This window comes from Austwickia chelonae NBRC 105200 (genome assembly GCF_000298175.1).
Classification (GTDB): Bacteria; Actinomycetota; Actinomycetes; order Actinomycetales; family Dermatophilaceae; genus Austwickia; species Austwickia chelonae.
The window spans coordinates 121,416-142,653 of the sequence record NZ_BAGZ01000003.1 but is presented as its reverse complement, the minus strand read 5'-3'; the positions used below and the strand labels follow the sequence as shown (position 1 = coordinate 142,653).

Annotated in this window: 22 protein-coding genes; 18 read left to right on the top strand and 4 right to left on the bottom strand. The window is 67.8% G+C overall.

From position 1 onward, the window contains the following. Positions 1-81: 81 nt before the first annotated feature. Positions 82-1,521 carry a DNA repair protein RadA gene (radA, locus tag AUCHE_RS02405; protein ID WP_006501668.1) on the bottom strand — a complete coding sequence of 480 codons (1,440 nt, stop codon included), beginning with the start codon at positions 1,519-1,521 and terminating at the stop codon, positions 82-84. 224 nt (positions 1,522-1,745) lie between these two features. On the opposite strand from radA, the gene AUCHE_RS02400 reads away from it, so the two are divergent. After that, positions 1,746-2,087, top strand: a complete 342-nt coding sequence (locus tag AUCHE_RS02400; protein WP_074788488.1) for a PadR family transcriptional regulator — start codon at positions 1,746-1,748, stop codon at positions 2,085-2,087. A gap of 110 nt (positions 2,088-2,197) precedes the next feature. Here the strand turns inward: AUCHE_RS02400 and AUCHE_RS02395 are convergent, their stop codons facing one another. The 3 genes from AUCHE_RS02395 to AUCHE_RS02385 all read right to left on the bottom strand — a co-directional run bounded on the left by AUCHE_RS02395 (position 2,198) and on the right by AUCHE_RS02385 (position 5,116). Further along, positions 2,198-2,974 carry a class I SAM-dependent methyltransferase gene (locus AUCHE_RS02395; protein WP_006501666.1) on the bottom strand — a complete coding sequence of 259 codons (777 nt, stop codon included), beginning with the start codon at positions 2,972-2,974 and terminating at the stop codon, positions 2,198-2,200. Then, positions 2,971-3,813, bottom strand: coding sequence for a hypothetical protein (locus tag AUCHE_RS02390; protein ID WP_006501665.1), 843 nt, complete (start codon positions 3,811-3,813; stop codon positions 2,971-2,973). Before AUCHE_RS02390 ends, AUCHE_RS02395 begins: the two co-directional genes overlap by 4 nt. A 64-nt stretch (positions 3,814-3,877) precedes the next feature. After that, entirely contained in the window at positions 3,878-5,116 is a 1,239-nt protein-coding gene (locus tag AUCHE_RS02385; protein WP_245706846.1) for a GTP-binding protein, read from the bottom strand. 85 nt (positions 5,117-5,201) lie between these two features. Here AUCHE_RS02385 and AUCHE_RS02380 point away from each other — a divergent pair, with 85 nt between their 5' ends. The 17 genes from AUCHE_RS02380 (at position 5,202) to AUCHE_RS02305 (ending at position 21,218) form a co-directional block, all read left to right on the top strand. Continuing rightward, positions 5,202-6,134 (top strand): Ppx/GppA family phosphatase, encoded by a 933-nt coding sequence (locus tag AUCHE_RS02380; RefSeq protein ID WP_006501663.1) that lies wholly within the window; start codon positions 5,202-5,204, stop codon positions 6,132-6,134. 75 nt (positions 6,135-6,209) lie between these two features. Further along, positions 6,210-7,145: a sugar phosphate isomerase/epimerase family protein gene (locus AUCHE_RS02375; protein ID WP_006501662.1), complete on the top strand. Its 936-nt coding sequence runs from the start codon at positions 6,210-6,212 to the stop codon at positions 7,143-7,145. A gap of 168 nt (positions 7,146-7,313) precedes the next feature. Further along, positions 7,314-8,255, top strand: a complete 942-nt coding sequence (locus AUCHE_RS02370) for a proline dehydrogenase family protein (protein ID WP_006501661.1) — start codon at positions 7,314-7,316, stop codon at positions 8,253-8,255. A 75-nt stretch (positions 8,256-8,330) separates the two neighbouring features. Then, a complete protein-coding gene (gene proC, locus AUCHE_RS02365) occupies positions 8,331-9,131 on the top strand; it encodes a pyrroline-5-carboxylate reductase (RefSeq protein WP_006501660.1) in 801 nt (266 codons plus the stop codon). A gap of 168 nt (positions 9,132-9,299) precedes the next feature. Further along, positions 9,300-9,800 carry a GNAT family N-acetyltransferase gene (locus tag AUCHE_RS02360; protein ID WP_006501659.1) on the top strand — a complete coding sequence of 167 codons (501 nt, stop codon included), beginning with the start codon at positions 9,300-9,302 and terminating at the stop codon, positions 9,798-9,800. Positions 9,801-9,904: 104 nt separating this feature from the next. Continuing rightward, entirely contained in the window at positions 9,905-11,098 is a 1,194-nt protein-coding gene (locus tag AUCHE_RS02355) for an acetoin utilization protein AcuC (RefSeq protein WP_006501658.1), read from the top strand. A gap of 333 nt (positions 11,099-11,431) precedes the next feature. Further along, entirely contained in the window at positions 11,432-11,530 is a 99-nt protein-coding gene (locus tag AUCHE_RS16045; protein ID WP_003792170.1) for a 30S ribosomal protein bS22, read from the top strand. 156 nt (positions 11,531-11,686) lie between these two features. Further along, positions 11,687-12,778: an NAD-dependent epimerase/dehydratase family protein gene (locus tag AUCHE_RS02350; RefSeq protein ID WP_006501657.1), complete on the top strand. Its 1,092-nt coding sequence runs from the start codon at positions 11,687-11,689 to the stop codon at positions 12,776-12,778. After that, positions 12,775-13,737, top strand: a complete 963-nt coding sequence (locus AUCHE_RS02345) for a lysophospholipid acyltransferase family protein (RefSeq protein ID WP_006501656.1) — start codon at positions 12,775-12,777, stop codon at positions 13,735-13,737. The genes AUCHE_RS02350 and AUCHE_RS02345 overlap by 4 nt, the downstream gene beginning before the upstream one ends. A 22-nt stretch (positions 13,738-13,759) precedes the next feature. Next, a complete protein-coding gene (locus AUCHE_RS02340; protein WP_040321186.1) occupies positions 13,760-14,014 on the top strand; it encodes a glutaredoxin family protein in 255 nt (84 codons plus the stop codon). A gap of 221 nt (positions 14,015-14,235) precedes the next feature. Next, a complete protein-coding gene (locus AUCHE_RS02335) occupies positions 14,236-14,889 on the top strand; it encodes a redox-sensing transcriptional repressor Rex (RefSeq protein ID WP_006501654.1) in 654 nt (217 codons plus the stop codon). Beyond that, the gene (locus tag AUCHE_RS02330) at positions 14,886-16,196 is read left to right on the top strand and encodes a glutamyl-tRNA reductase (protein ID WP_006501653.1); all 1,311 of its coding nucleotides are present in this window, start codon (positions 14,886-14,888) and stop codon (positions 16,194-16,196) included. Before AUCHE_RS02335 ends, AUCHE_RS02330 begins: the two co-directional genes overlap by 4 nt. Continuing rightward, the gene (hemC, locus tag AUCHE_RS02325) at positions 16,193-17,128 is read left to right on the top strand and encodes a hydroxymethylbilane synthase (protein WP_006501652.1); all 936 of its coding nucleotides are present in this window, start codon (positions 16,193-16,195) and stop codon (positions 17,126-17,128) included. Before AUCHE_RS02330 ends, hemC begins: the two co-directional genes overlap by 4 nt. Then, positions 17,125-18,750 (top strand): bifunctional uroporphyrinogen-III C-methyltransferase/uroporphyrinogen-III synthase, encoded by a 1,626-nt coding sequence (locus AUCHE_RS02320; RefSeq protein ID WP_006501651.1) that lies wholly within the window; start codon positions 17,125-17,127, stop codon positions 18,748-18,750. The genes hemC and AUCHE_RS02320 overlap by 4 nt, the downstream gene beginning before the upstream one ends. Positions 18,751-18,800: 50 nt before the next feature. Continuing rightward, entirely contained in the window at positions 18,801-19,796 is a 996-nt protein-coding gene (hemB, locus tag AUCHE_RS02315; protein ID WP_006501650.1) for a porphobilinogen synthase, read from the top strand. Positions 19,797-20,010: 214 nt separating this feature from the next. After that, positions 20,011-20,538: a MarR family winged helix-turn-helix transcriptional regulator gene (locus AUCHE_RS02310; protein WP_006501649.1), complete on the top strand. Its 528-nt coding sequence runs from the start codon at positions 20,011-20,013 to the stop codon at positions 20,536-20,538. 113 nt (positions 20,539-20,651) lie between these two features. Next, positions 20,652-21,218: a GtrA family protein gene (locus AUCHE_RS02305; RefSeq protein ID WP_162137213.1), complete on the top strand. Its 567-nt coding sequence runs from the start codon at positions 20,652-20,654 to the stop codon at positions 21,216-21,218. Positions 21,219-21,238 lie beyond the last annotated feature (20 nt).

The following is a 21,238-nucleotide window of genomic DNA, read 5'->3' as shown; positions in this document are numbered from 1 at the left end:
GTCCACCCCCGCGCATGCGCCCCGGTCCAGCCTTCGTCGGCTGCCGTGACGCCCCCCGCGCCGCGCATGTCTTCGGTGATTTTACCGCTCGGTCAAGACCAGGTGAGCTGCTTCACGTACGTCCGACACCTCGATCACGGCCATGCCGTCGGGGACGCCGGACCCGGAGGGGACCGGGCTCAACGGTGGGGCTCCGCGTCGGGCGCGTCCGTCGACGTCTCGGAAGGAGCCGGTGGGGACGACGGCCCGTTCGAATCCGATACGGCGGGCTTCGGCGAGGCGGCGGGGCACCCCGCTCACGGCGCGGACCTCTCCGGCCAGGCCGACCTCGCCGAGCACGATGGTGCCCACCGGTAGGGGGCGGTCGAGCACTGAGCTGGCCATGGACAGGGCGATGGCCAGGTCGGCTGCGGGTTCGGTGACTTTCACGCCACCGACGGTGGACACATAGGTGTCGCACTTGCCGACGGGGAGTTTCGCCCGTCGTTCCAGCACGGCCAACAGCATGGAGACGCGGGAGGACTCCAGCCCCGAGGTGGTCCTCCGGGGGGCGGGGGCACCGGTGGGGGCGAGGAGTGCCTGGACCTCGGCGACGAGGGGTCGTCGTCCTTCGAGGGTGACGGTGACTGCGGTGCCGGGGACCACGAGGTCGCGGCTGGACACGAAGAGTCCGCTGGGGTCGGCGAGTCCTTCGATGCCGGTGTCGGACAGGTCGAAGCAGCCGACCTCGTCGGTGGGGCCGTATCTGTTCTTCACCGCCCGGACCAGTCGGAGCCTGCTGTGGCGTTCTCCTTCGAACTGGACGACGACGTCGACGAGGTGTTCGAGCACTCTTGGGCCGGCGATGGATCCGTCCTTGGTGACATGGCCGACGAGCAGGGTCGACATGTCGCGGCTCTTGGCCGCCGCGATGAGACTGGCGGCGACTTCGCGCACCTGGGAGACATTGCCTGCTGATCCGTCGATCTCGGAGGAGGCGATGGTCTGCACCGAGTCGACGACGAGCAGGTCGGGTTGGAGTCGTTCGAGTTGGGCGAGGGCGGCGCCCAGGTCGGTCTCGGCAGCGAGGTAGAGCTCGTCGGCGAGGGCGCCGATTCGTTCGGCGCGTAGCCGGACCTGGGCGGAGGATTCCTCGCCGGTGATGTAGAGCACCCGTCGACCTTCGCGTGCGGTGCGGGCTGCGACGTCGAGCAGCAGGGTCGATTTGCCGATGCCGGGTTCGCCGGCGACGAGGACGACGGCTCCGGCGACGAGGCCTTTGCCGAGAACCCGGTCGAGTTCGGGGACTCCGGTGGATCGGGCTCGGGCCGGGGTGGCGTCGACCTGGGCGATGGGGCGGGCGGGGCGGTCGAGTTTCGTGGCGGGAGCGGTGTGGGCGGTGACCTGTCCGATTTCCTCGACGGTTCCCCAGGACTGGCATTGGCTGCATCGGCCGACCCATTTCACGCCGGTCCATCCGCATTCGCTGCATCGGTATCCCGGGGAATTCTTCGCTGCTCGCGTTGCCGTGCTTCTCGCCATGGCGCCGAGGTTAGCGGGCTGAGCCGACAGCGGTCTCGAGGCGTTGGGCGGAGCTTTCGGTGGGGGGAGTGGTTGCCCCCGAGCGATGGACGGTAACCTCCTGCGTGGTCCGCGGTGCGCCGACGGCCTCTGAATGCCATTCTCACACTAAGGATTAAGCAAAAGCAGTGTTGTGTAGTTAAGCTGTCTTGACGCATAAACTGCTTTGTCATCTACTGATGTTTATGAAATCCGGCGAATATCCAGAAGGTTGGGAGCGAGTCTTTCTGTCTTATGTCACATTGAGACTTCTCGTGACATATCCAGACGACGGAAATGCCGTCATGACCCGTCTCCGCAATGTCGGTTACCGGGATCTCGAGAGCAGTGCCCTGTATCCATTGCTCAAGAAGATGGAGAAGGACGGCCTGATCACTTACCAGTGGGGAATGCCTGATCAGGGGCCTGCTCGGCGCATCTTCTCGCTGACGGACCGGGGCCTCGAGCAGGTGACCAGGGCTACCGAACGGTTGAATTCGGTTCTGTCTGCAATGCCTTTCGGTGAAGATGAATCGATGGGTTATTGACCTGTCGGAACTGTAGGTCGTGGGGCTTCGCCAGGGGGTGGCGGAGGTCGGGGGAATTTACTTCAGTGGTGGGGGTCCCGGGGGATCGGGTGATATCTGCGCTGTGGGGGTCAATAGCGTGAATGCCATATGTTGATGGCGTAATCGACGCCGTCTCCGCGGTATTCCTGGAGGATCGACTCGGCGATGCGGGGGGAGAACTCGATCCGGATGACCGCTTCGAAGTCTGCCCGATCGTTCATCTGCCAGCGCATGGTGATCTGCTCTGCTGTGAATCCTCTACGCTTCCAAAATCTTTCGATCGCAATGGGGTCGTAGTTCGGATGTTCGCGCCGGAACCAGCTGCCAAAGGTCGAACGAGTGGCGTCATTGTCGATCAGAAAAGCAGTTCCTCCGGGACTAAGTACCCTGGCCACCTCGGCCAGTCCGGGTTCACAGCCAGGGCCGAAGAAATAGGCCCATCGGGCATGCACGATGTCGACGCTGTCGTCCGGCAGCGGGATCTCCTGAGCCGCACCGACGAGCACCGACATCGGAGCCGCCGCCGACCCCTGCGGATCGAGCGCCACCCGTCGCCGGGCCGCCGCCACCAAGGGGAGATGCGGCTCGACGCCGGTCACCCGCCCCGTCGGACCGGCCAACCCGGCGAACACCGGCAGATGGAAACCGGTTCCACAGCCCAGGTCGAGCAGGTGTCGACCGGCCGGAGGATGCCGCCGACACAGCGCCGAGAGGATCAACCCGTCCGGATCCACCGCCTGGTTCTCGATCTCGTAGACCTCAGGATGCTCCCAGATGTTCGGCGAGGGGATCGCCGCGCAGGAACGCCCCGCACGGAGTCTGCGTCCCAGGTCGGAGGCCCGGCCCGGCGTCGACCACAGACTCACGGTCGACAGGCTTCCCGCGTGGCCGGATGCACGGACAACGGGAGATGCGGACGTCCGCCGGCATCGACCCCGCCCGATCCGGCCGACAGGTGGGCCTCGCACTGCTCACGGAGCACCAGGTAGGCGGGCTCCCCCATCAGCTCGATCAGCTCGTCCGCGGCACCGAGATAGAGGGGCACGGTGCCGCGATGGGCCAAGGGGGAACCCGTGCAGTACCAGTCCAGGTCGTGTCCGCCAGGGCCCCATCCGCGACGGTCGTACTCGCCGATGCTCACCTCCAGATAACTCGTGTCATCGGGCAGGGTGATCGTGCGATAGGTCCTGCGGATCGGGAGCTGCCAGCACACATCGGGTTTCACGGTGTGTGGGGCGATCCCCCGGGCCAGGGCGTACTGGTGGAGCGCACAGCCGGCGCCCGCCGGATGGTCCGGCCGATTGAACAGGACACAGGCCCCGTCGACCACCCGGGTCTTCACCTCCGGTTCTTCGTCCGTCCCCTCGTCGTCCTCGACGTCCTCCCACCAGGTGTCCCCGGGCGCGGATCCTCGCAACTGCCACGTCCGGTCGTCGAGTTCGGCCACCACGGCCCGGACCCGGTCGAGATCCTCGGCATCGGTGAAATGCGCGCCGAGGGTGCAACATCCGTACTCGGGGATGTTCTCGTCGATCCCCAGGCAGCCTTGACCGAAGATGCAGCGGTACCGCGAGGTCAACCAGGTCAGATCGCAACGGAAGCGCTGTTCGGCGCCCTCCGGATCGGGGAATTCGATCCACAGCCTCGGCGGGTCCAACGGGGTCTCCGCCGATCTTTCCGGTCCGGAGATGCTGCGGCTGGGCATCTGATCACTCTATGCGCTGTGCCATCGGGCCGGAAAAGCCGACGAAGGGGAAGGACACTCGCTCTCAGCAGGGGGTCTCGTCGTGTTCGGTGCAGTCCTCGTGTTCGCAGGGTTCGTCGAGACCGGTGTCCTCCCAGACCGGGAAGGGATCCTCGTAGGACGTCCAGACCTGGGGGGCCTGGGCCAGCTCGTCGTCGGTGAGCAGGCAGCTCTCGAGGCGCTCACGCAGCGCCGAGGCCTGCAGGTCGATCCCGATGAAGACCAGTTCTTCGGCGTCGCTGCCGTCCTCCTCACGGACCCCTGCCGGGTCGAAGCGGGCCGATCCGCCGGCCTGGCTCCACAGTCCGGTGACCCTCGGGCGGCTGGCCAGTGTGAAGAAGCCTTTCGAACGTACGATCCGGCCGTAGGGTCCGTCGTCGAGATCATCGGCCAGGAGCGACATGAGCCGCCCGGGATGGAAGGGGCGGGGCGACCGGAAGACCAGGGAGGAGATGCCGTACTCCTCGGTCTCGGGGATGTGCTCGTCACCGTTGAGCTCGGCCACCCAGCCGGGGGCCTGCTGGGCGCGTTCGAGGTCGAAGCGCCGCGCCCCGACGATGTCGTGGACGTCGATCCGGGAGTGGGTGGTCCGGATGACCTCGGCCAGGGGGTTGAGCCGACGGAGAGTGGCCTCGAGGCGGTCGGCCTCGGCGGTCTCGACCAGGTCGGTCTTGTTCAACAGGATGACATCGGCGAATTCGACCTGGTCGATGAGGAGTGCCGAGATGGTGCGGTCGTCGCTCTCGTGCTGGTCCAGTCCGCGTTCGAGGAGGTCGTCGGCGCGGGCGACTTCGGTCAGGAAGCTGGTGGCGTCGACGACGGTGACCATGGTGTCGAGCTGGGCGCGCTGCCACAGGGTGGAGCCGTCGTCGCTCTCCAGGGCGAAGGTGGCGGCGACCGGCAGGGGTTCGGAGACGCCGGAGGATTCGATGAGCAGGTGGTCGAAGCGGCCTTCTTCGGCGAGCCGGCCGACTTCGTCGAGCAGGTCGTCCCGCAGGGTGCAGCAGATGCATCCGTTGGTGAGTTCGACGAGGCGTTCTTCGGTGCGGGAGAGGGTTCCTCCGTCGGCGACGAGGGTGGCGTCGATGTTCACCTCGCTCATGTCGTTCACGATGACCGCGACGCGCAGGCCTTCCCGGTTGGCCAGGACGTGGTTGAGCAGGGTTGTTTTGCCTGATCCGAGGAATCCGGAGAGGACGGTGACGGGGAGGGGTGCGGTGGAGGCGCGGTCGGCCTGATCGGTGGCGGACTCAATCATGGACATGAGAATCATTATGGTCTCAGTGTGTGTCGACCACCGACCACCACAGCGATATCGGCCACCACCCCACTCGCGCTAGCCTGCTCACATGCGCATGGGTGTCATCGACGTCGGATCCAACACCGTCCACCTGCTCGCCGTGGACGCACACTGGGGAGCACACCCCTTCCCCGCCTCCTCCTACAAACTGACCCTGCGCCTCTCCGAACACACCGAGGACAACGGCGAGATCAGCCAGTACGGCCAGGACACCCTGATCCGTTTCGTCCAGGAATGCGCCGCCAAATCCGAGGACTGGGGCATCGAAACCCTGATGGGCTTCGCCACCAGCGCCATCAGGGAAGCCCCCAACGGTGACGAGATCCTCTCCGCCGTCAAGGAAAACACCGGCGTAGAACTCCAGGTCCTCCCCGGCGAAGACGAATCCAGACTGACCTTCCTCGCAGCCCGACGCTGGTTCGGCTGGTCCAGCGGACGTCTCATGCTCGTCGACATCGGCGGCGGATCACTCGAACTGGCCGCCGGCATCGACGAAGACCCCGACGTCGCCCTGTCCCTTCCCCTGGGCGCCGGACGACTCACCCGCGAACGACTCGTCGGCGACCCGCCGACCCCGGAAACCGTCCGCGAGGTCCGCAAGGACATCCGCACCGAAGTCGCCCGAGTCATGAGGGACCTGACCAAGGTGGGCCGCCCCGACCGCTACGTCGGCACCTCCAAGACCATCCGATCCCTGGCCCGGATGTGCGGGGCCGCCCCCAGCGCGGACGGCCCCTACGTACGCCGCAGCCTGGCCCGCGACGACCTCCACGCGCTGGTGCCCCGCCTGGCCTCGATGAGCGCTGCACAACGTCGCAGCCTGCCCGGAGTCTCGGAAGAACGCTGCCGCCAGGTGCTCGCCGGAGCCCTGGTGATCGAAGCCGTCATGGACATCGTCGACATCGAACGCCTCGACGTCTGCCCCTGGGCACTCCGCGAAGGAGTCATCCTCCAGGCACTCGACCTCATCCCCGCACCCTGACCTCTGACCCGCACAGATCGCCCGCTCCACGAAGGGCACCTCGGAGAGCCGACCGTCGTCGATACGCTGGCACACATGAACAGTGCCCCGGACGGACACGCCATCCGGGTGACGATGTCCACCTCCTCGGTCTACCCCCTCGGCACGGAAGCCGCCTTCGAGACGGCGGCCCGCCTGGGATACGACGGGATCGAGGTCATGGTGCTCGGCGATCCGCTCACCCAGAACCACCACCTGTTGCGTAGCTGGTCGGAGACCTACGGGATGCCCATCCTGTCCGTCCACGCCCCCTGCCTGCTGGTCACCCAACGGGTATGGGGGACCACCGACCCGTGGACGAAACTGGACCGGTCGATCGAACTGGCCCACCAGGTCGGCGCCGAAGCCGTGGTCGTGCACCCACCCTTCCGCTGGCAACGCGACTACGCCGCAGGTTTCGCCGACGGCATCGCCGAACGCGAGGACAGCACCGACATGGTGCTCGCGGTGGAGAACATGTTCCCCTGGCGGGCCCGCAACACCGACGTCCAGGCCTATCTCCCCGACTGGGACCCGGTTCCACAGCCCTACGACCACGTCACCCTCGACCTGTCGCACACCGCGACGGCAGGCAGCGACGCCCTGGCCATGCAGGAGGCCCTGGGCGCGCGGCTGAGCCACGTCCATCTCGCCGACGGCTCCGGATCCTTCAAAGACGAACACCTCGTCCCCGGACGGGGCAGCCAGCCCTGTGACGAATTCCTCGCCAGGCTGTCCGAGACGGATTTCACCGGCGTGGTCTGTCTCGAGGTCAGCACCCGGAAACTGGGGCCGACCGCACGGGAGGCGGACCTGATGGAATCCCTGGCCTATGCCCGGTTGCACCTGGGACATCCGCCGACCCCCCACATCGTCCACCCCCATCCGCACCATCAGCGGCTCACCACCATGAGAGCCGGCGCCGCCCGTCGACGCGAACGGCGGATGGACCGTCTGTCGCGACGGGCTACCCGGAGGCACCTACGCGGCTGAAGCTCGGCCGCCCACCTATAGTCGTCCTCGACACTTATTGCCGCGGCTGACGATTCGTTGACATATTCCGCTTCGGGCATTCCCCGGTCGACGGGGCCGAGCGGATGCGGACCCGAGAGTCGACCGTCTGTTCCATGAGAGAACCGTCGCGAAGGGGGCCCCGAGAAAATGCCTGCTGCCAAGGCAGTCCTGTCCGCATCACTGCGCCGGGTGGCCAGGGAAGGACGGCTGCGCCGCTTCGTGGAAGCACCCACGATGGGGCACGAGATCGTCAACAGGTATGTGGCCGGTGAGTCCCTGGGCTCGGCGGTCGACGCCGCGGCGGAGCTGACCTTCAAACGTCGATACGTGTGCCTGACCTCTCTGCACTCGGAGATCGACAGCGAGGAACGGGCGAAGTACAACGCCAAGCGTTATCGCAAGCTCCTGCGCAGGCTGGGCGCAGCCGGGTTGACCTCCGGGGGACGCTGCGAAGTGAGTTTCCAACCCGCCGCCCTCGGAATGGAACTGGGCTCGGACGGGGCTGCCCTGGCCCTGGGGCACGCCCGGAGGATCTGCCGCGATGCCGCCAACGTGGGGGCACTGGTCACCGTCGAGACCCACCATCCCGAGACCGTCGACCTCACCCTGGAGATGGTCGCCGACCTGCGGGAGGACTTCCCCGGCATCGGGGTCAGCCTGCAGGCCGCGCTACGTCGGACCGAGTCGGACGTGCGCGAGCAGGCCGGCCAACGAGTACGTCTGTGGAAAGGACCGGCCGGTTCGGGCAGCGACCGCTTCCGGCACGCCGCCGAAGTGGACCGGGCCTTCGTCCGCGGCCTCAAGGTGCTGATGGCCCAGCCGGGCACGCCGGTGGTCGCCACTCAGGACGTCCGATTGATCGACATCGCCGATGCCCTCGCCCGCTACCTCGACCGGCCACGTGACCAGTACGAGTACCAGATCCGCTACGGCGTCCGCCCGGAGACCCAGGCGATCATCGGCGACCGGGGGGACCGGTGCCGGGTCTACGTTCCCTTCGGTGAGGACTGGTACGCCTACCTGATCTCCCGGGTCGCCGACGACCCCACGAATGTCGGCGACCTGTTGAAAGCGACCTTCGCCCGGTAGCCCCGGGCACGACCCCGGGTGGACCGCCCACCCGGCCTGTCCCGCACGGGACAGCGACAGCGAAAGGAAGCGTCCATGACTCGACTCGCCGTTCTGGGGGCAGGGGTGATGGGCACGGCCATCCTGTCCGCACTCCTCGACGCAGGTGCCTTCCAGCCGGAACAGGTGTCCGCCAGCACCCTCGACGACGACTGCCGACGGCGGTTGACCGACGAACTCAAGGTGTCGGTGACCGACAACGCCCGTGCGGTCTCCGACGCCGAGGTCGTCCTGATCTCCGTGAAACCGGACGTCGTCTCCTCCGTGCTCTCGGAGATCCGCGACCAGCTGCCCGAAGGGGCTCTGGTCATCAGCGTCGCGGCCGGGGTGACCTTGGACACCTTGGAGAGCGAACTGCCCGAGGGCACCGCGGTGATCCGGGTCATGCCGAATACCCCTGTGGTGGTGCGTGAAGGCATGTTGGTGCTCTCCCCCGGCAAGGAGTGCAGCGCCGGGCAGATCGACCGGGCCCAGGAGCTGCTCTCCTGGTGCGGTTCGGTGCTCACCGTCCCGGAGAAGTACCAGGACATGGTGACCGGGGTGTCCGGCTCGGGCCCGGCCTATGTGTTCGCGCTGGTCGAGGCCATGATCGAGGGCGCAGTGGTGCAGGGATTGCCGCGCGCGGTCGCCACCGAGCTGACCGTGCAGACCTTGTACGGGGCGGCCAGCCTGCTACGTCAGCAGGGTGGACATCCCGCCTTGCTGCGGGAACAGGTGACCAGCCCGGGCGGGACGACCGCGGCCGGGCTACGGGCGTTGGACGCCGGTGGCTTCCGGGTGGCCGTCGTCGACGCGGTCGAGGCCGCTACCCGACGCGCCGGCGAGCTCGGGTCCTGAAGGCTTGCCCTTTCCCGGCGGGGCGGTCACCATCCAGATGTGGCCGCTGTCGCCGGGCCACAGATTCCGCACTCGGCGGGAACGACGTTGTTACCGTGTTCATGTCACGTGCCGGGCTCCGGTTCATGCCGGTCAGCAGCCCGAGCCCGGATACGGAAGGGTTGATGGATGATCGAGACCACCGTGCGCCGTCTCTCCGAGGAGGAGTGGACGACCTATCGCGATCTGCGACTGACGGCCCTGGCCGAATCACCGGAGGCCTTCGTGAAATCCTTCGCGGAGGAGAAGAACTACGACGAGGAACTGTGGCGGGCCCGGATGCGTCGGGCGGAACGTCTCGTCGCCTCCACCGGAGGGAAGGACGTCGGGATCCTGTCCTTGCGGCAGGCCGACGAGGAGTTCGAGGAGTCGGCGGAGATCTTCGGGATGTGGGTGACGGCCGAACTGCGGGGGCAGGGCGTGGCCACGGTGCTCCTGCAGGACGCGATCCGCGAGGCCAAGGCCCGGGGGTACGACCACCTCGTGTACTGGGTGGGCACGGAGAACGCCCGCGGCGTGGGCTTCGCCACCGGGCGGGGTTTCCGACCCAGTGAGCAACGACGTCCGATGAACCGGGAGACCACCGACGAGAGCGAGGAGGAGATCGCGCTCGTGCTCAGTCTGAGCTAGGGGTCTGGGCGGTGCGGGCGGCCCGGTGCGTGTCGGGACGAACCGCTTCGTCCGGCACGGCCCGGATGCTTCCGGGAGGGCGATTTCGCCAGTAGCGTGCGGATATGGCGCGCACCGGGATCGTGTGGGACGAAAGTCTGACCGGCTATGACTTCGGCGCCGGCCACCCGATGGATCCGCTGAGGCTGGACCTGACCGCGCGGCTGTGCCGGGAATTCGGCCTGCTGGACCACGAGGGGGTGTGCCTGGTCGCCCCGGACGTCCCCCCGGACGAGTTGCTCCTGTCGGTCCACACCCCGCAGTACGTCGAGGCGGTGAAGCAGGCTTCCGCTCATCCGACCACAGCCCGGGGGGCCTTCGGGCTGGGCACCGAGGACGACCCGGCCTTCCTCGGGATCCACGAGGTCAGTGCCCGGATCGCTGCGGGGACGGTGGCGATGGCGCGGGGGGTCTGGGAGGGGGAGTACCGGCACGGGGTGAACTTCGCCGGGGGATTGCATCATGCGATGCCCGATTCGGCCTCGGGTTTCTGCGTCTACAACGACGCGGGTGCCGCGATCCGTTGGCTGCTCGACCACGGGGCCGAACGAGTGGCCTATGTCGATGTGGACGCCCATCACGGTGACGGGGTGGAACGGATGTTCTGGGACGATCCCCGGGTGCTGACCGTCTCGGTGCACGAGACCGGTGCGGTGCTCTTCCCCGGGACGGGTTTCGCCGCGGACACCGGGGGCCCGGGCGCACCGACGGGGGCGGTCAATCTGGCGCTGCCTCCCGGGGTGGGCGACCTTCCCTGGTTGCGGGCCTTCCACGCCGTCGTCCCTGCGGTGCTGCGGGCTTTCGGTCCGCAGATCCTGATCAGCCAGCACGGCACCGACTCGCACGCCCGCGACCCGTTGGCCCATCTGTCCTTGTCGGTGGACGCCCAGCGGGTCGCGATCGAGTCATTGCGTGATCTGGCTGTCGAACTGTGCGGTGGACGGTGGGTGGCCGTCGGCGGCGGGGGATACGAGATCGTCGGGGTGGTGCCTCGGACCTGGACCTATCTGGTGGCTGCCGCCCAGTACCGGCCGCTGCCGGTGACCGAGCCCGTTCCCCGGGAGTGGGCGGACTACGTCCGGGGGCGGACGGGTCAGGAGGCGCCGAGGTTCATGGGGGACGGTGCTTCGGAGGACGGCCGTCTCTGGTGGTCCTCCTGGGAGACGGGTTTCGACCCGGAGAACAGCGTCGACCGGGCGGTGATGGCGACGAGGGAGGCGGTCTTCCCGGGGATGGGACTGGACATCTGGTACGACTGAACCAATGCGGTGGCCGGTCACCGGGTCGTTCGGTCGCGCGGGTGGAGCAGACCGGCATCCGGCGGCGTGACCGTTCCGGATCTGTCGTAGCTCGGGGTGAGGAGTTCCTCGTGCCGCGGCCCGGGCACGGTTATGGTGTGCCTGGTGCGGTGGTGACAGGCGGCGGTGGACGTCGCCGTCGGGGCCGCACGGCTGTCCGTCCCGTGGTGTGCGCCGGCCGCCGACCTCGGGCGAACAGGTTCTGCGTGATTCCTTCATGAAGGTCCGTCGGCGATTTCCGCACGATGCGGCGGGGGGAGTACGCTTTTTGGGATCGTTCTGAAAGGACCACTCATGGGCTCTGTGATCAAGAAGCGCCGCAAGCGGATGGCGAAGAAGAAGCACCGCAAGCTGCTGCGCAAGACGCGTCACCAGCGTCGTAACAAGAAGTGACCACGGCGCCCGTGCGGCGCACAGGTCGATGATGGCCCGCATCCGGAGTGGATGCGGGCTTCGTCGTCATCTGGTCCCGTAGGGATCACCCCTCTTCAGCGCTCTGGAATCCCTTTGCGACGCTTAGGATCAGGCGACGAGCTGAGGAGGTGTGCGATGGCACGGGCCGTACTGGTCACCGGTGTCAGTCGGCATCTGGGCGCCCGGGTGGCGCGAGGGCTGGCGTTGCGCCACGACGTCTCCAAGGTGATCGGTCTCGACATGATCCCGCCCCGGGAGGAGCTGGGCCGCGCCGAGTTCGTCCGGGCCGATGTCCGCAATCCCATCGTCGCCCGCCTGCTGGAACAGGCCCGGATCGACACCGTCGTCCATCTGTCGTTGTCCACGAACACCACCCGAGGCGGGGCCCGGGCCTCCCAGAAGGAGGCCAATGTCCTCGGGGCCATGCAGCTGTTCGCCGCCTGCCAGCAGGCCGCCGGACTGTCCAGGATCGTGTTGAAGTCGACCTGTGCCGTCTATGGGGCTTCTCCCCGGGATCCGGCCCTGTTCACCGAGGACCAGACCTCCTCACGGGTGCGCTCGACCGGCGGGGTGCGGGATGCGCTGGAGGTCGAGGGTTATCTGCGCGCCGCGCGTCGTCGCCGTCCGGATCTGGAGGGGACGGTGCTCCGCCTGGCCCATGTCGTCGGACCGCACATGTCCTCGCCGTTGCTCGACTATCTCGCTCTTCCGGTGGTCCCGGTTCCGTTGGGATACAACGCCCGGCTCCAGTTCCTCCACGAGGACGACGCCGTCGCCGCGATCATCACCGCCGTGGTCGGTCCGGCTGCGGGCGTGGTGAATGTGGCCGGCGAGGGCATCATCACCTTGTTGCAGGCGGTGGCCCTGTCCGGGCGGGCCTTCGTTCCGGTGCCCACCCGGTCGGGCCTGCCGTTGAACCGGTTGGGACACAGCGACTGGTTCGTCCCTTTCGATGCGACGGATGTCAACTATCTCAGGTACGGGCGGGTGATGGATGTCTCCCGCGCGCGGGAACACCTGGGGTTCATCCCGCGGCACTCCACCCGCGAGGCCTTCCTCGAGGCGGTGCAGTCCTTCCCGCCGCCGGTGCCGCCGGTGCGGGCGGCCCGGGAGTGGGCGGCGGCGATGAGTGCCGCTGTGGTCGCGGCGACGGGGCGGCGGACCGCCGGTGACGGTAGGACGGGGACGGACGGGGCGGCGGCCCGGCAGGAGGAAGACCAGGGATGACGACCGGAGCGGGTTCGCAGGGACGGGACGGGGCGCCCGGTGCGGGCGAGGTGGCGGCCGCGGTCCAGGCCCTCGTCTCCGGGTTGAGGTGGGCGGCTCGTCAGGCCGGTTTCCCCGAGGGTGAGGTCGACGACCGGGTGGCGGACACCCTGGCCTTTCTGCGTCGTCGGATCACCGGGGAGTTCACCGTCGACGAGTTCGGTTTCGACGAGGACTTCACCGAGCACGTCTTTCTGCCGATGCTGCGTCCGCTCTACCGTTCCTGGTTCCGGGTCGAGGTCCGCGGGGTGCATCATCTGCCGGACGAGGGCGGGGCCCTGGTGGTGGCGAATCATTCGGGGACGATCGCGTTGGATTCGTTGATGACCCAGTTGGCGGTGCACGACGAGCACCCGGCCCGTCGGCATCTGCGGATGCTCGGGGCCGACATGCTTTTCGCCTCGCCGGTGGCCGGTGAGCTGGCCCGCCGGTTCGGGAGCACCTTGGCCAATCCCACCGATGCCGAGCGGCTGCTCGGCGCAGGAGAGATCGTCGGGGTGTGGCCGGAAGGTTTCAAGGGCATCGGGAAGCCCTACCAGGACAGGTACCGTTTGCAACGTTTCGGTCGGGGAGGCTTCGTGGCCTCGGCCTTGCGGTCCGGTGCACCGATCATCCCGTGCAGCATCGTGGGTGCCGAGGAGATCTACCCGATCCTGGGTTATCTGCCGGCGCTCTCCCGGGCCCTGGGCACTCCGTATTTTCCGGTGACGCCGTTGTTCCCGCATTTCGGTCCGTTGGGGCTGGTGCCCTTGCCGAGCAAGTGGATCATCGAGTTCGGTCGTCCTCTGTCCACCGACCGGTACGGTCCGGAGGCGGCCGACGACCCGATCCTCGTCCTCGACCTGACCGACCAGGTGCGCGAGACGGTGCAGCGTACGTTGTACAGCCTGTTGGCCCGGCGTGGTCCGGCCTTCTTCTGAGAAGGGGTGGGTCCTGGTGTCGATGTCGGTGGGTGACCGTCGTCCGCGGGTTGTCCTGATGTCGATCCCGGACTGCCATCTGTGCGATCTGGCGCGTGAGGTGGTGCGGGAGGTGGCCGGAACGGCCGGGGTCGGTTGGTCGGAATGCGATCTGACCGAGAGCGGTGCTGCCGATCCGGCATGGTGGGACGAGGTGCCCCTGGTGCTGGTGGACGACGTCGTGGTGTGTCGTCTACGGGTCGACGAGAGCCTTCTCCGGGAGGCCTTGGCCCGTTGAGAGTGGCCTGCCCGGGCCGACTTGAAGGAATTTAACGGAGTCGAACGGGGTGGTGCTGTCGGTAATTCTCATCGGCTCTGTTACCGAGGCCGAAGTGAGAAGCCGTCTAGTGTCGGTATCTGAAATGTAATAAAGAGGAGAACGGTCTCGTTTGGATCGGCTACCTCGAAACGCCTATCGTGAACTGTCCCTACCCTGTGCGACAAGGAGCCGGTGCACTCGTGTCCGATGAGATCGCCGCACGCCGGGGCATGTCGGAGGCGACGATCGCCCGGCTTCCTGACTACCTGCATGTCCTGGGCAAGCTCATCGACCGGGGGACCCGATCGGTCTCCTCCCGCGACCTGGCCGCGGCCACCGGGGTCAGCTCGGCGCAGGTGCGCAAGGATCTTTCGCTGCTCGGCTCCTACGGAGTCCGGGGGGTCGGCTACGACACCGCCGGACTCGCCGGGCACATCGCCCACGCGCTCGGCCTGAGCCACCCCTGGCCGGTGGTCATCGTCGGCGCGGGCCGCCTGGGGAAGGCCCTGGTCCGTTACCCCGGACTGGACGGCAGGGGATTCGCGATCGTGGCTCTCTTCGACTCCGATCCCGCGCTCATCGGAACTCGGGTCGAAGGGGTGGAAGTTCATGCAGCACAAGAGATTCCCCGCGTCATCTCCCGTTATGCCCCTGTCCTAGCCGTGATCGCCACCCCCGAGGACGTCGCCGACGAGGTCTGCACACGGCTCGTCGAGGCCGGAGTCACCGGTATCCTGAATTTCGCACCGACGGTCCTCCCCGAACCGCCGGGCGTACATCTGCGCCAGGTGGACCTGGCCAACGAACTTCAGATCCTGGCCTTCCACGCTCACAGCGAGGAGGTGACGGTATGAGCCTGCTCGCGATCGGTCTTTCGCACCGCAGCGCACCGATGACCGTGCTGGAAGAAGCCGCCCTCGACGCGAGCGAACAAGAGACCTTCGCCACCGCGCTGGCGGCCTGCGAGAACATCCGCGAAGTCATCGTCCTCGGCACCTGCAACAGGCTCGAGGTCTACGCCGAGGCCACGACCTTCCACGGCGCACTGACCGAGATCGGCCAATGCCTCGTCGACGCCACCGGCATCGAACGCGAACGACTCACCGACTTCCTCTACGTCCACTACGAGGAACGGGCCATCGCACACCTGTTCTCCGTCGCCTCCGGTCTCGACTCGATGGCCGTCGGCGAAGCCCAGATCCTCGGCCAGCTCCGCACCAGCCTGCGCCGTTCACAGGACGTCGGCCACGCCGGACCGGTCCTCAACGCCCTCGTCCAACAGGCGCTACGGGTCGCCAAACGAGTCCACACCGACACCGGTCTGGACAAAGCCGGACCCTCCCTCGTCGAAGCCGGCGTCGGAGCCGCCACCGCCCACGTCGGAGACCTGTCCGAGGCCTGCGTGCTCGTCCTCGGCGCCGGTGCCATGAGCAGCCTCGCCGCCACCACCGTCTCCCGGATGGGCTGCCGTGACCTCGTGGTCGTGAACCGCACCCACGAACGCGCCCAACGCCTGGCCGTGGCCACCTCGGGCCGGGCCGAGACCGTCGCCAGCCTCGGCCGCGTGCTCGCCGAGGCCGATATCGTCATCTCCTGCACCGGGGCCGTCGGCTACGTCCTCGACACCCAACAGGTACTCACCGCCTCCGCGGCACGCTGCCACCGGCCCCAGGCCTATGTCGACCTGGCCCTGCCCCGCGACGTACACCCGGATGTGGCCTCGACCCCCGGAGTCGTCGTCCACGCCCTGGCCGACCTCGGCGAGATCATGACCGCAGCACCCGACTGCCCAGGAGCGGTCGCCGAGGCCCAGGACGTCGTCACCGCGGAAGTGGCCGCCTTCCTCGCCCACCGGCGCACCCTCGAGGTCGCGCCGACCGTGGCCGCACTGCGGGCCCGGGCCCAAGAGGTGCTCCAGGGCGAATTCACCAGGCTCAACTCCCGGCTGCCGGGCCTGGACCGATCGGAACAGGACGAGGTGCGTCTGGCGATGCACCGCGTCGTCGAGAAACTACTGCACACGCCGACCGTGCGGGTCAAGGAACTCACCGGTACCGCCGACCCCAGCGACTACGCACACGCCCTACGCGAGCTCTTCGACCTCGACCCCTACGAGGTCGCGGCCGTGTCCACACCCCCGGAGAAGGGAGGCCTGGCGTGAGGACACCTCTGCGACTGGCCACACGTCGCAGCGCACTGGCCACCACCCAGGCACAATGGGTCGCGGATCTGCTCCGCGCCCGCGGCCACGAGGTGGAACTCGGACTCGTCGTCACCGAAGGCGATGTCAACGACGCACCGCTCACCCAGATCGGCGGAACAGGAGTCTTCGCCTCCGCCATCCGGCGCGCGCTCCAGGAAGAACGCGTCGACCTGGCCGTGCACTCGCTGAAGGATCTCCCCTCGGCCGAGGAGCCGGGTCTGGTCGTCGCCGCGGTCCCCGAACGGGAGGACCCGCGGGACGTACTGGTCGCCCGCGACGGGCTGGCCCTGTCCGCGCTCCCCGCCGGAGCCGTCGTGGGAACGGGCTCCCCGCGCAGAGCGGCCCAACTGCTCGCCCTACGACCTGATCTGCAGGTCAAGGCCATCCGGGGGAATATCGACACCAGGATCGGCCAGGTCGCCTCGGGAGCCTGCGATGCGGTTGTTCTCGCCCGGGCCGGCCTGGCCCGGCTGGGGCGCCTCGAGGTCGTCACCGACGTGCTCGAGGTCGACGACATGATCCCAGCCCCCGGGCAAGGTGCACTCGCCGTCGAATGTCGTTCTGACCGAAGCGATATCATTCAAGCTGTCGAAGCCCTCGACGATCCGGACAGTCGTGCCTGTGTCCAGGCCGAACGCAGCCTCCTGGCAACTTTCGAAGCCGGCTGCACGGCTCCGATCGGTGCACACGCGCAGATCGTCCCTACCCCATCGGGAACCAGTCTTTGTCTGACAGCGTTCGTGGGAACAGTGGACGGCCGTGAAAATATACGGCGCAGTCTTGACGGATCGCCTCTCTACCCAGTGGAAATCGGTGCCGATCTGGCCTGTCGATTACTCGACGAAGGCGCCGACCGTTTCACGACCGCACCGCAGGAGCATCATCCTTGAGCCGCCAAAGCACGCCACCGGCCGATGACGCGCTGGCCCGCGTCGCCTTCGTCGGGACAGGACCGGGAGCGCCCGGCCTCCTGACCGTCCGTGGAGCAGACCTGGTCGCGCAGGCCGACGTCATCATTCTCGACAAGGGCACCCCGCGTTCCATCGTCGACCGACACGCCCGCGCGGGCGTTCGGATCGTCGAGGCCCCGGAAGTCCTGGGGGAGAACGCTGCCGAACTTCTAGGAAGTCTCGTCCGCGAGGTCGCCCGAAAGCCCACCGACGAGGACGGTTCAGCCGTCGTCGTCCGACTGATGGACGGAGCCTCCGGGCTCGCGGACACCCTCCGTGCCGAGCTCGCCACCTGCCTGGGGGCAGGCCTGGCCGTCGAGGTCGTCCCCGGTGTCAGCTATGCCACCGCCGTTCCCACCTACGCCGGGATCCCCTGGGCGAGCGCCGGCACCCCGGCCTCGTTGGTCATCTCGAGGGTCTCCGACACCACGACCTGGTCGGTCGCCGGTTCGGACGATCTGGCCGTCACCATCATGGGCGAACCGGAGGACATCGCTACCGGTCTGGAACGTACCCTCTCCGAAGGGCGTGACCCGTACACCGACGTCGCGCTCGTCGCCAACGGCAGCACCACCGAGCAGCGCACCACCGTCGTGGCTCTCGGTGAAGCGGTCAAACTGCTGCGGACCGGACGGGTGCCCGGCGCTCAGGTCGCCGTCGTCGGCGGCGGAGTCGCCGACCGGGAAGCCTTCAGCTGGTTCGAGTCGCTGCCGCTCTTCGGCTGGCGGGTCCTGGTGCCGCGGACGAAGGCCCAGGCCAGCTCGATGATGGCCGAACTCCAGTGTTACGGAGCTGTCGGGGAGATCGTCCCGACCATCAGCGTGGAACCGCCGCGCACCCCGGCTCAGATGGACAAGTCCATCGAAGGCATGGTCACCGGTCGGTACGAATGGGTCGGTTTCACGTCGGTCAACGCCGTCCGGGCCGTCAAGGAGAAATTTGCCGAACGAGGGCTGGACAGCAGGGCCTTCGCCGGTCTGAAGATCGCCGCCGTCGGTGGGGTCACCGCTGACGCCCTGCGCGCGATGGGCCTGGAACCGGACCTGATCCCCAGCGGCGAGCAGTCCGCCCGCGGTCTCCTCGAGGACTGGCCTGCCTATGACGCCGACCTCGACCCGATCAACGGGGTCTTCCTGCCCCGGGCCGATATCGCCACCGACGTCCTCGTCGCCGGGCTCCAGGAACTCGGCTGGGCGGTCGACGATGTCACCGCCTATCGCACCGTGCGGGCCGCGCCACCGCCGGCACCCGTCCGCGAGGCCATCAAGAAGGGTGACTTCGACGCGGTGCTCTTCACCAGCTCGTCGACGGTCCGCAACCTCGTGGGGATCGCCGGTAAACCGCACGCCAGCACCGTCGTCGCCTGTATCGGACCGGCCACGGCCGCCACCGCGCAGGAACACGGCCTGACCGTCTCGGTCGTCGCACCGGAACCCAGCGCGGCATCGCTGGTGGCCGCCTTGGCGACCTATGGCACCCAACGGGCCAAGGCCGCGCAGGAAGCTGGGGAACGACTCGTCCGGCCCAGCGAGAAGAACACCCGGCGCCGCCGCCGGTCCTGATCCTCAGCACGCGTCCGTGCCCGGCGCGGACCCTTCCGAACGGAGAACCGATGTCCGAGGCCGCCCCGCTGACGATCCGTCCCCGTCGGCTCCGACAGAGCCCGGCCGTGCGCCGCCTGGTCGCCCAGACCCGGCTGCACCCGGCCGATCTGATCCTGCCGCTCTTCGTCCGGGAGGGCGCGGCCGAGGCCGCGCCGATCGCCTCCATGCCCGGGGTGAGTCAACACTCGATGGATTCGTTGCTGACCCAGGTGCAGGAGGCGGTCGACCTCGGCCTCGGCGGGGTCATGATCTTCGGGGTCCCGGAACGGCGGGACGCCCGCGGGTCGGGGGCCGACGACCCCGACGGGGTGCTCAACGTGGCCTTGAACCGGGTCCGTGACACGGTCGGCGACGACATCGTCGTCATGGCCGACCTGTGCCTCGACGAGTTCACCGACCACGGGCACTGCGGACTCCTCCGCGAAGACCCACGGCGCGGTCAGGTCGTCGACAACGACGCGACCCTCGAACGCTATGCCGCCATGGGGATCGCCCAGGCCCGGGCGGGAGCCCACGTGTTGGGCCTGTCCGGCATGATGGACGGCCAGATCGGTCACGTCCGGACGGCGTTGGACGAGGCCGGACACACCGACACGATCCTGTTGGCCTATGCCGCGAAGTACGCCTCGGGTTACTACGGCCCCTTCCGGGACGCGGTCGAGTCGACCCTCACCGGCGACCGGACCACCTACCAGCAGGATCCGGCGAATCTCACCGAGTCGTTGCGTGAGGTCCGTCTCGACATCGAGGAAGGCGCCGATCTCGTCATGGTCAAACCGGCACTGCCCTATCTCGACGTGGTGCGGGCGGTCGCCGCCGAGTCGCCGGTGCCGGTCAGCGCCTACCAGGTCTCCGGGGAGTACGCCCAGATCGAGGCCGCCGCCGCCCAGGGGTGGATCGACCGGGAACGGGTCGTCCTGGAGACCCTGACCTGTATCCGACGGGCAGGTGCGCAGCAGATCCTGACCTATTACGCCGCCGAAGCCGCCCGGCTCCTCGGCTGAGCAGGCGCCTGCGCACATCGTTCGGCGAAGGGTCGGACCTGCCCGACATCCCCGACGCCGCTGCCGTTATCGTCTGCGGTGAGGTTTCCGGCCGGAGAGGACGGTCGGGGCCTCACGCGGTGGGATCCAGACGCCCCACCGCGCTGAACACGGTGTTCACGGCTGTCGGGGCGTCCGCTGGGCCGGTGTATCACCCAGCTCATTGAGGACGAGGATGCGACAGCAGCGACAGCTAGCCGAGACCGGGTCGGCGGTGCCCGGCGGTGGCCGATCGACCGAGCCGGGAGAACCCCGCTGGTTGACCGACGAGGAACAGACCGCCTGGCGTGCCTACCTCCGGGGCAGCTGGTTGCTGATGGACGCGCTGGACCGTGCCCTGCAGGTCCACGGCATGTCCATCTCCGAGTACGAGGTGCTGGCCATCCTCTCCGACGCTCCGGAAGGGCGCCTGCGGATGTCGGTCCTGGCCGACACGGTGGTGCAGTCCCGGAGCAGGCTGACCCACACCGCCACCCGGATGGAGAACCGGGGATGGGTGAACCGATGCTCCGTCCACTACGACCGACGCGGGGTCGACCTGTGTCTGACCGAGGAAGGACGTCGACTGCTCACCGTCCTGGCGCCCTCCCACGTCGAGAGCGTGCGCCGCTACCTTCTCGAGCCCTTGGGGCACGACGACTTCCTCGCGCTGGGTGACTTCATGAGCCGTGTCCGGGACGCACTTCCCGGCGACGCCTCCTGAGAACGGCCGGACACCGGGCGACGACGACGGCGAAACTCCCTGGCAGAAGCGGCGATGTCGGCATCGATGGACCACCGGGACGTCGAGCATTGCGGGCGTTCTACCCTTTGATGGTGTCGACAGACCTTCCCGCGCGTAGATTCCTGAAACTCACCTATCTCACCGAGTTCCTCAAGTTCGGTGTGGTCGGGGCATCCGGGGTGGCGGTGAACGCGGGCGTCTTCCTGTTGATCGTGAAACTGACGTCGTACCCCGACAGCCAGGTGCTCTTCGGGCTGTGGCCGACCGCGAAGAACTTCCGGGTCTACCATCTGGCGGCCACGATCTCCTTCATCCTGGCCAACGTGTGGAACTTCGAGCTCAACCGGGCCTGGACCTTCCGCCCCGGCGGCATGTCCAGCCGGAAACGTTTCGGACGGTACTTCGTCATCGGTGTGGCCGCTTTCGTGTGCGGGCTGTGGATCATGAGCATGCTGCTGACCCCGGGCTCGCCGGTGGCGCTGCCGTTGGAGATCTTCGACGGCTCCACGGCGCTGCGCAAAGCTTCCTTCTGGGCGAATCTGATCCAGATCTTCGCGACCATGCCGATCTCCTTCGTCCTGCAGAAGGTGTGGACCTTCTCCTCCCATGACGAAGAGGCCCCCGCCGAGGTCGTTCCGGAGCCGGCCAAGGTTCCCTGAGCAGCTCTCCCGACTCCGCC

What these genes read in the sequence shown, in the direction of transcription:
- radA (WP_006501668.1), bottom strand. Translation starts at nt 1,521, where the DNA reads ATGGCGAGAAGCACGGCAACGCGAGCAGCGAAGAATTCCCCGGGATAC.
- AUCHE_RS02400 (WP_074788488.1), top strand. Translation starts at nt 1,746, where the DNA reads ATGAAATCCGGCGAATATCCAGAAGGTTGGGAGCGAGTCTTTCTGTCT.
- AUCHE_RS02390 (WP_006501665.1), bottom strand. Translation starts at nt 3,813, where the DNA reads ATGCCCAGCCGCAGCATCTCCGGACCGGAAAGATCGGCGGAGACCCCG.
- AUCHE_RS02385 (WP_245706846.1), bottom strand. Translation starts at nt 5,116, where the DNA reads ATGTCCATGATTGAGTCCGCCACCGATCAGGCCGACCGCGCCTCCACC.
- AUCHE_RS02380 (WP_006501663.1), top strand. Translation starts at nt 5,202, where the DNA reads ATGCGCATGGGTGTCATCGACGTCGGATCCAACACCGTCCACCTGCTC.
- AUCHE_RS02375 (WP_006501662.1), top strand. Translation starts at nt 6,210, where the DNA reads ATGAACAGTGCCCCGGACGGACACGCCATCCGGGTGACGATGTCCACC.
- AUCHE_RS02370 (WP_006501661.1), top strand. Translation starts at nt 7,314, where the DNA reads ATGCCTGCTGCCAAGGCAGTCCTGTCCGCATCACTGCGCCGGGTGGCC.
- proC (WP_006501660.1), top strand. Translation starts at nt 8,331, where the DNA reads ATGACTCGACTCGCCGTTCTGGGGGCAGGGGTGATGGGCACGGCCATC.
- AUCHE_RS02360 (WP_006501659.1), top strand. Translation starts at nt 9,300, where the DNA reads ATGATCGAGACCACCGTGCGCCGTCTCTCCGAGGAGGAGTGGACGACC.
- AUCHE_RS02355 (WP_006501658.1), top strand. Translation starts at nt 9,905, where the DNA reads ATGGCGCGCACCGGGATCGTGTGGGACGAAAGTCTGACCGGCTATGAC.
- AUCHE_RS16045 (WP_003792170.1), top strand. Translation starts at nt 11,432, where the DNA reads ATGGGCTCTGTGATCAAGAAGCGCCGCAAGCGGATGGCGAAGAAGAAG.
- AUCHE_RS02350 (WP_006501657.1), top strand. Translation starts at nt 11,687, where the DNA reads ATGGCACGGGCCGTACTGGTCACCGGTGTCAGTCGGCATCTGGGCGCC.
- AUCHE_RS02345 (WP_006501656.1), top strand. Translation starts at nt 12,775, where the DNA reads ATGACGACCGGAGCGGGTTCGCAGGGACGGGACGGGGCGCCCGGTGCG.
- AUCHE_RS02340 (WP_040321186.1), top strand. Translation starts at nt 13,760, where the DNA reads ATGTCGGTGGGTGACCGTCGTCCGCGGGTTGTCCTGATGTCGATCCCG.
- AUCHE_RS02330 (WP_006501653.1), top strand. Translation starts at nt 14,886, where the DNA reads ATGAGCCTGCTCGCGATCGGTCTTTCGCACCGCAGCGCACCGATGACC.
- hemB (WP_006501650.1), top strand. Translation starts at nt 18,801, where the DNA reads ATGTCCGAGGCCGCCCCGCTGACGATCCGTCCCCGTCGGCTCCGACAG.
- AUCHE_RS02310 (WP_006501649.1), top strand. Translation starts at nt 20,011, where the DNA reads ATGCGACAGCAGCGACAGCTAGCCGAGACCGGGTCGGCGGTGCCCGGC.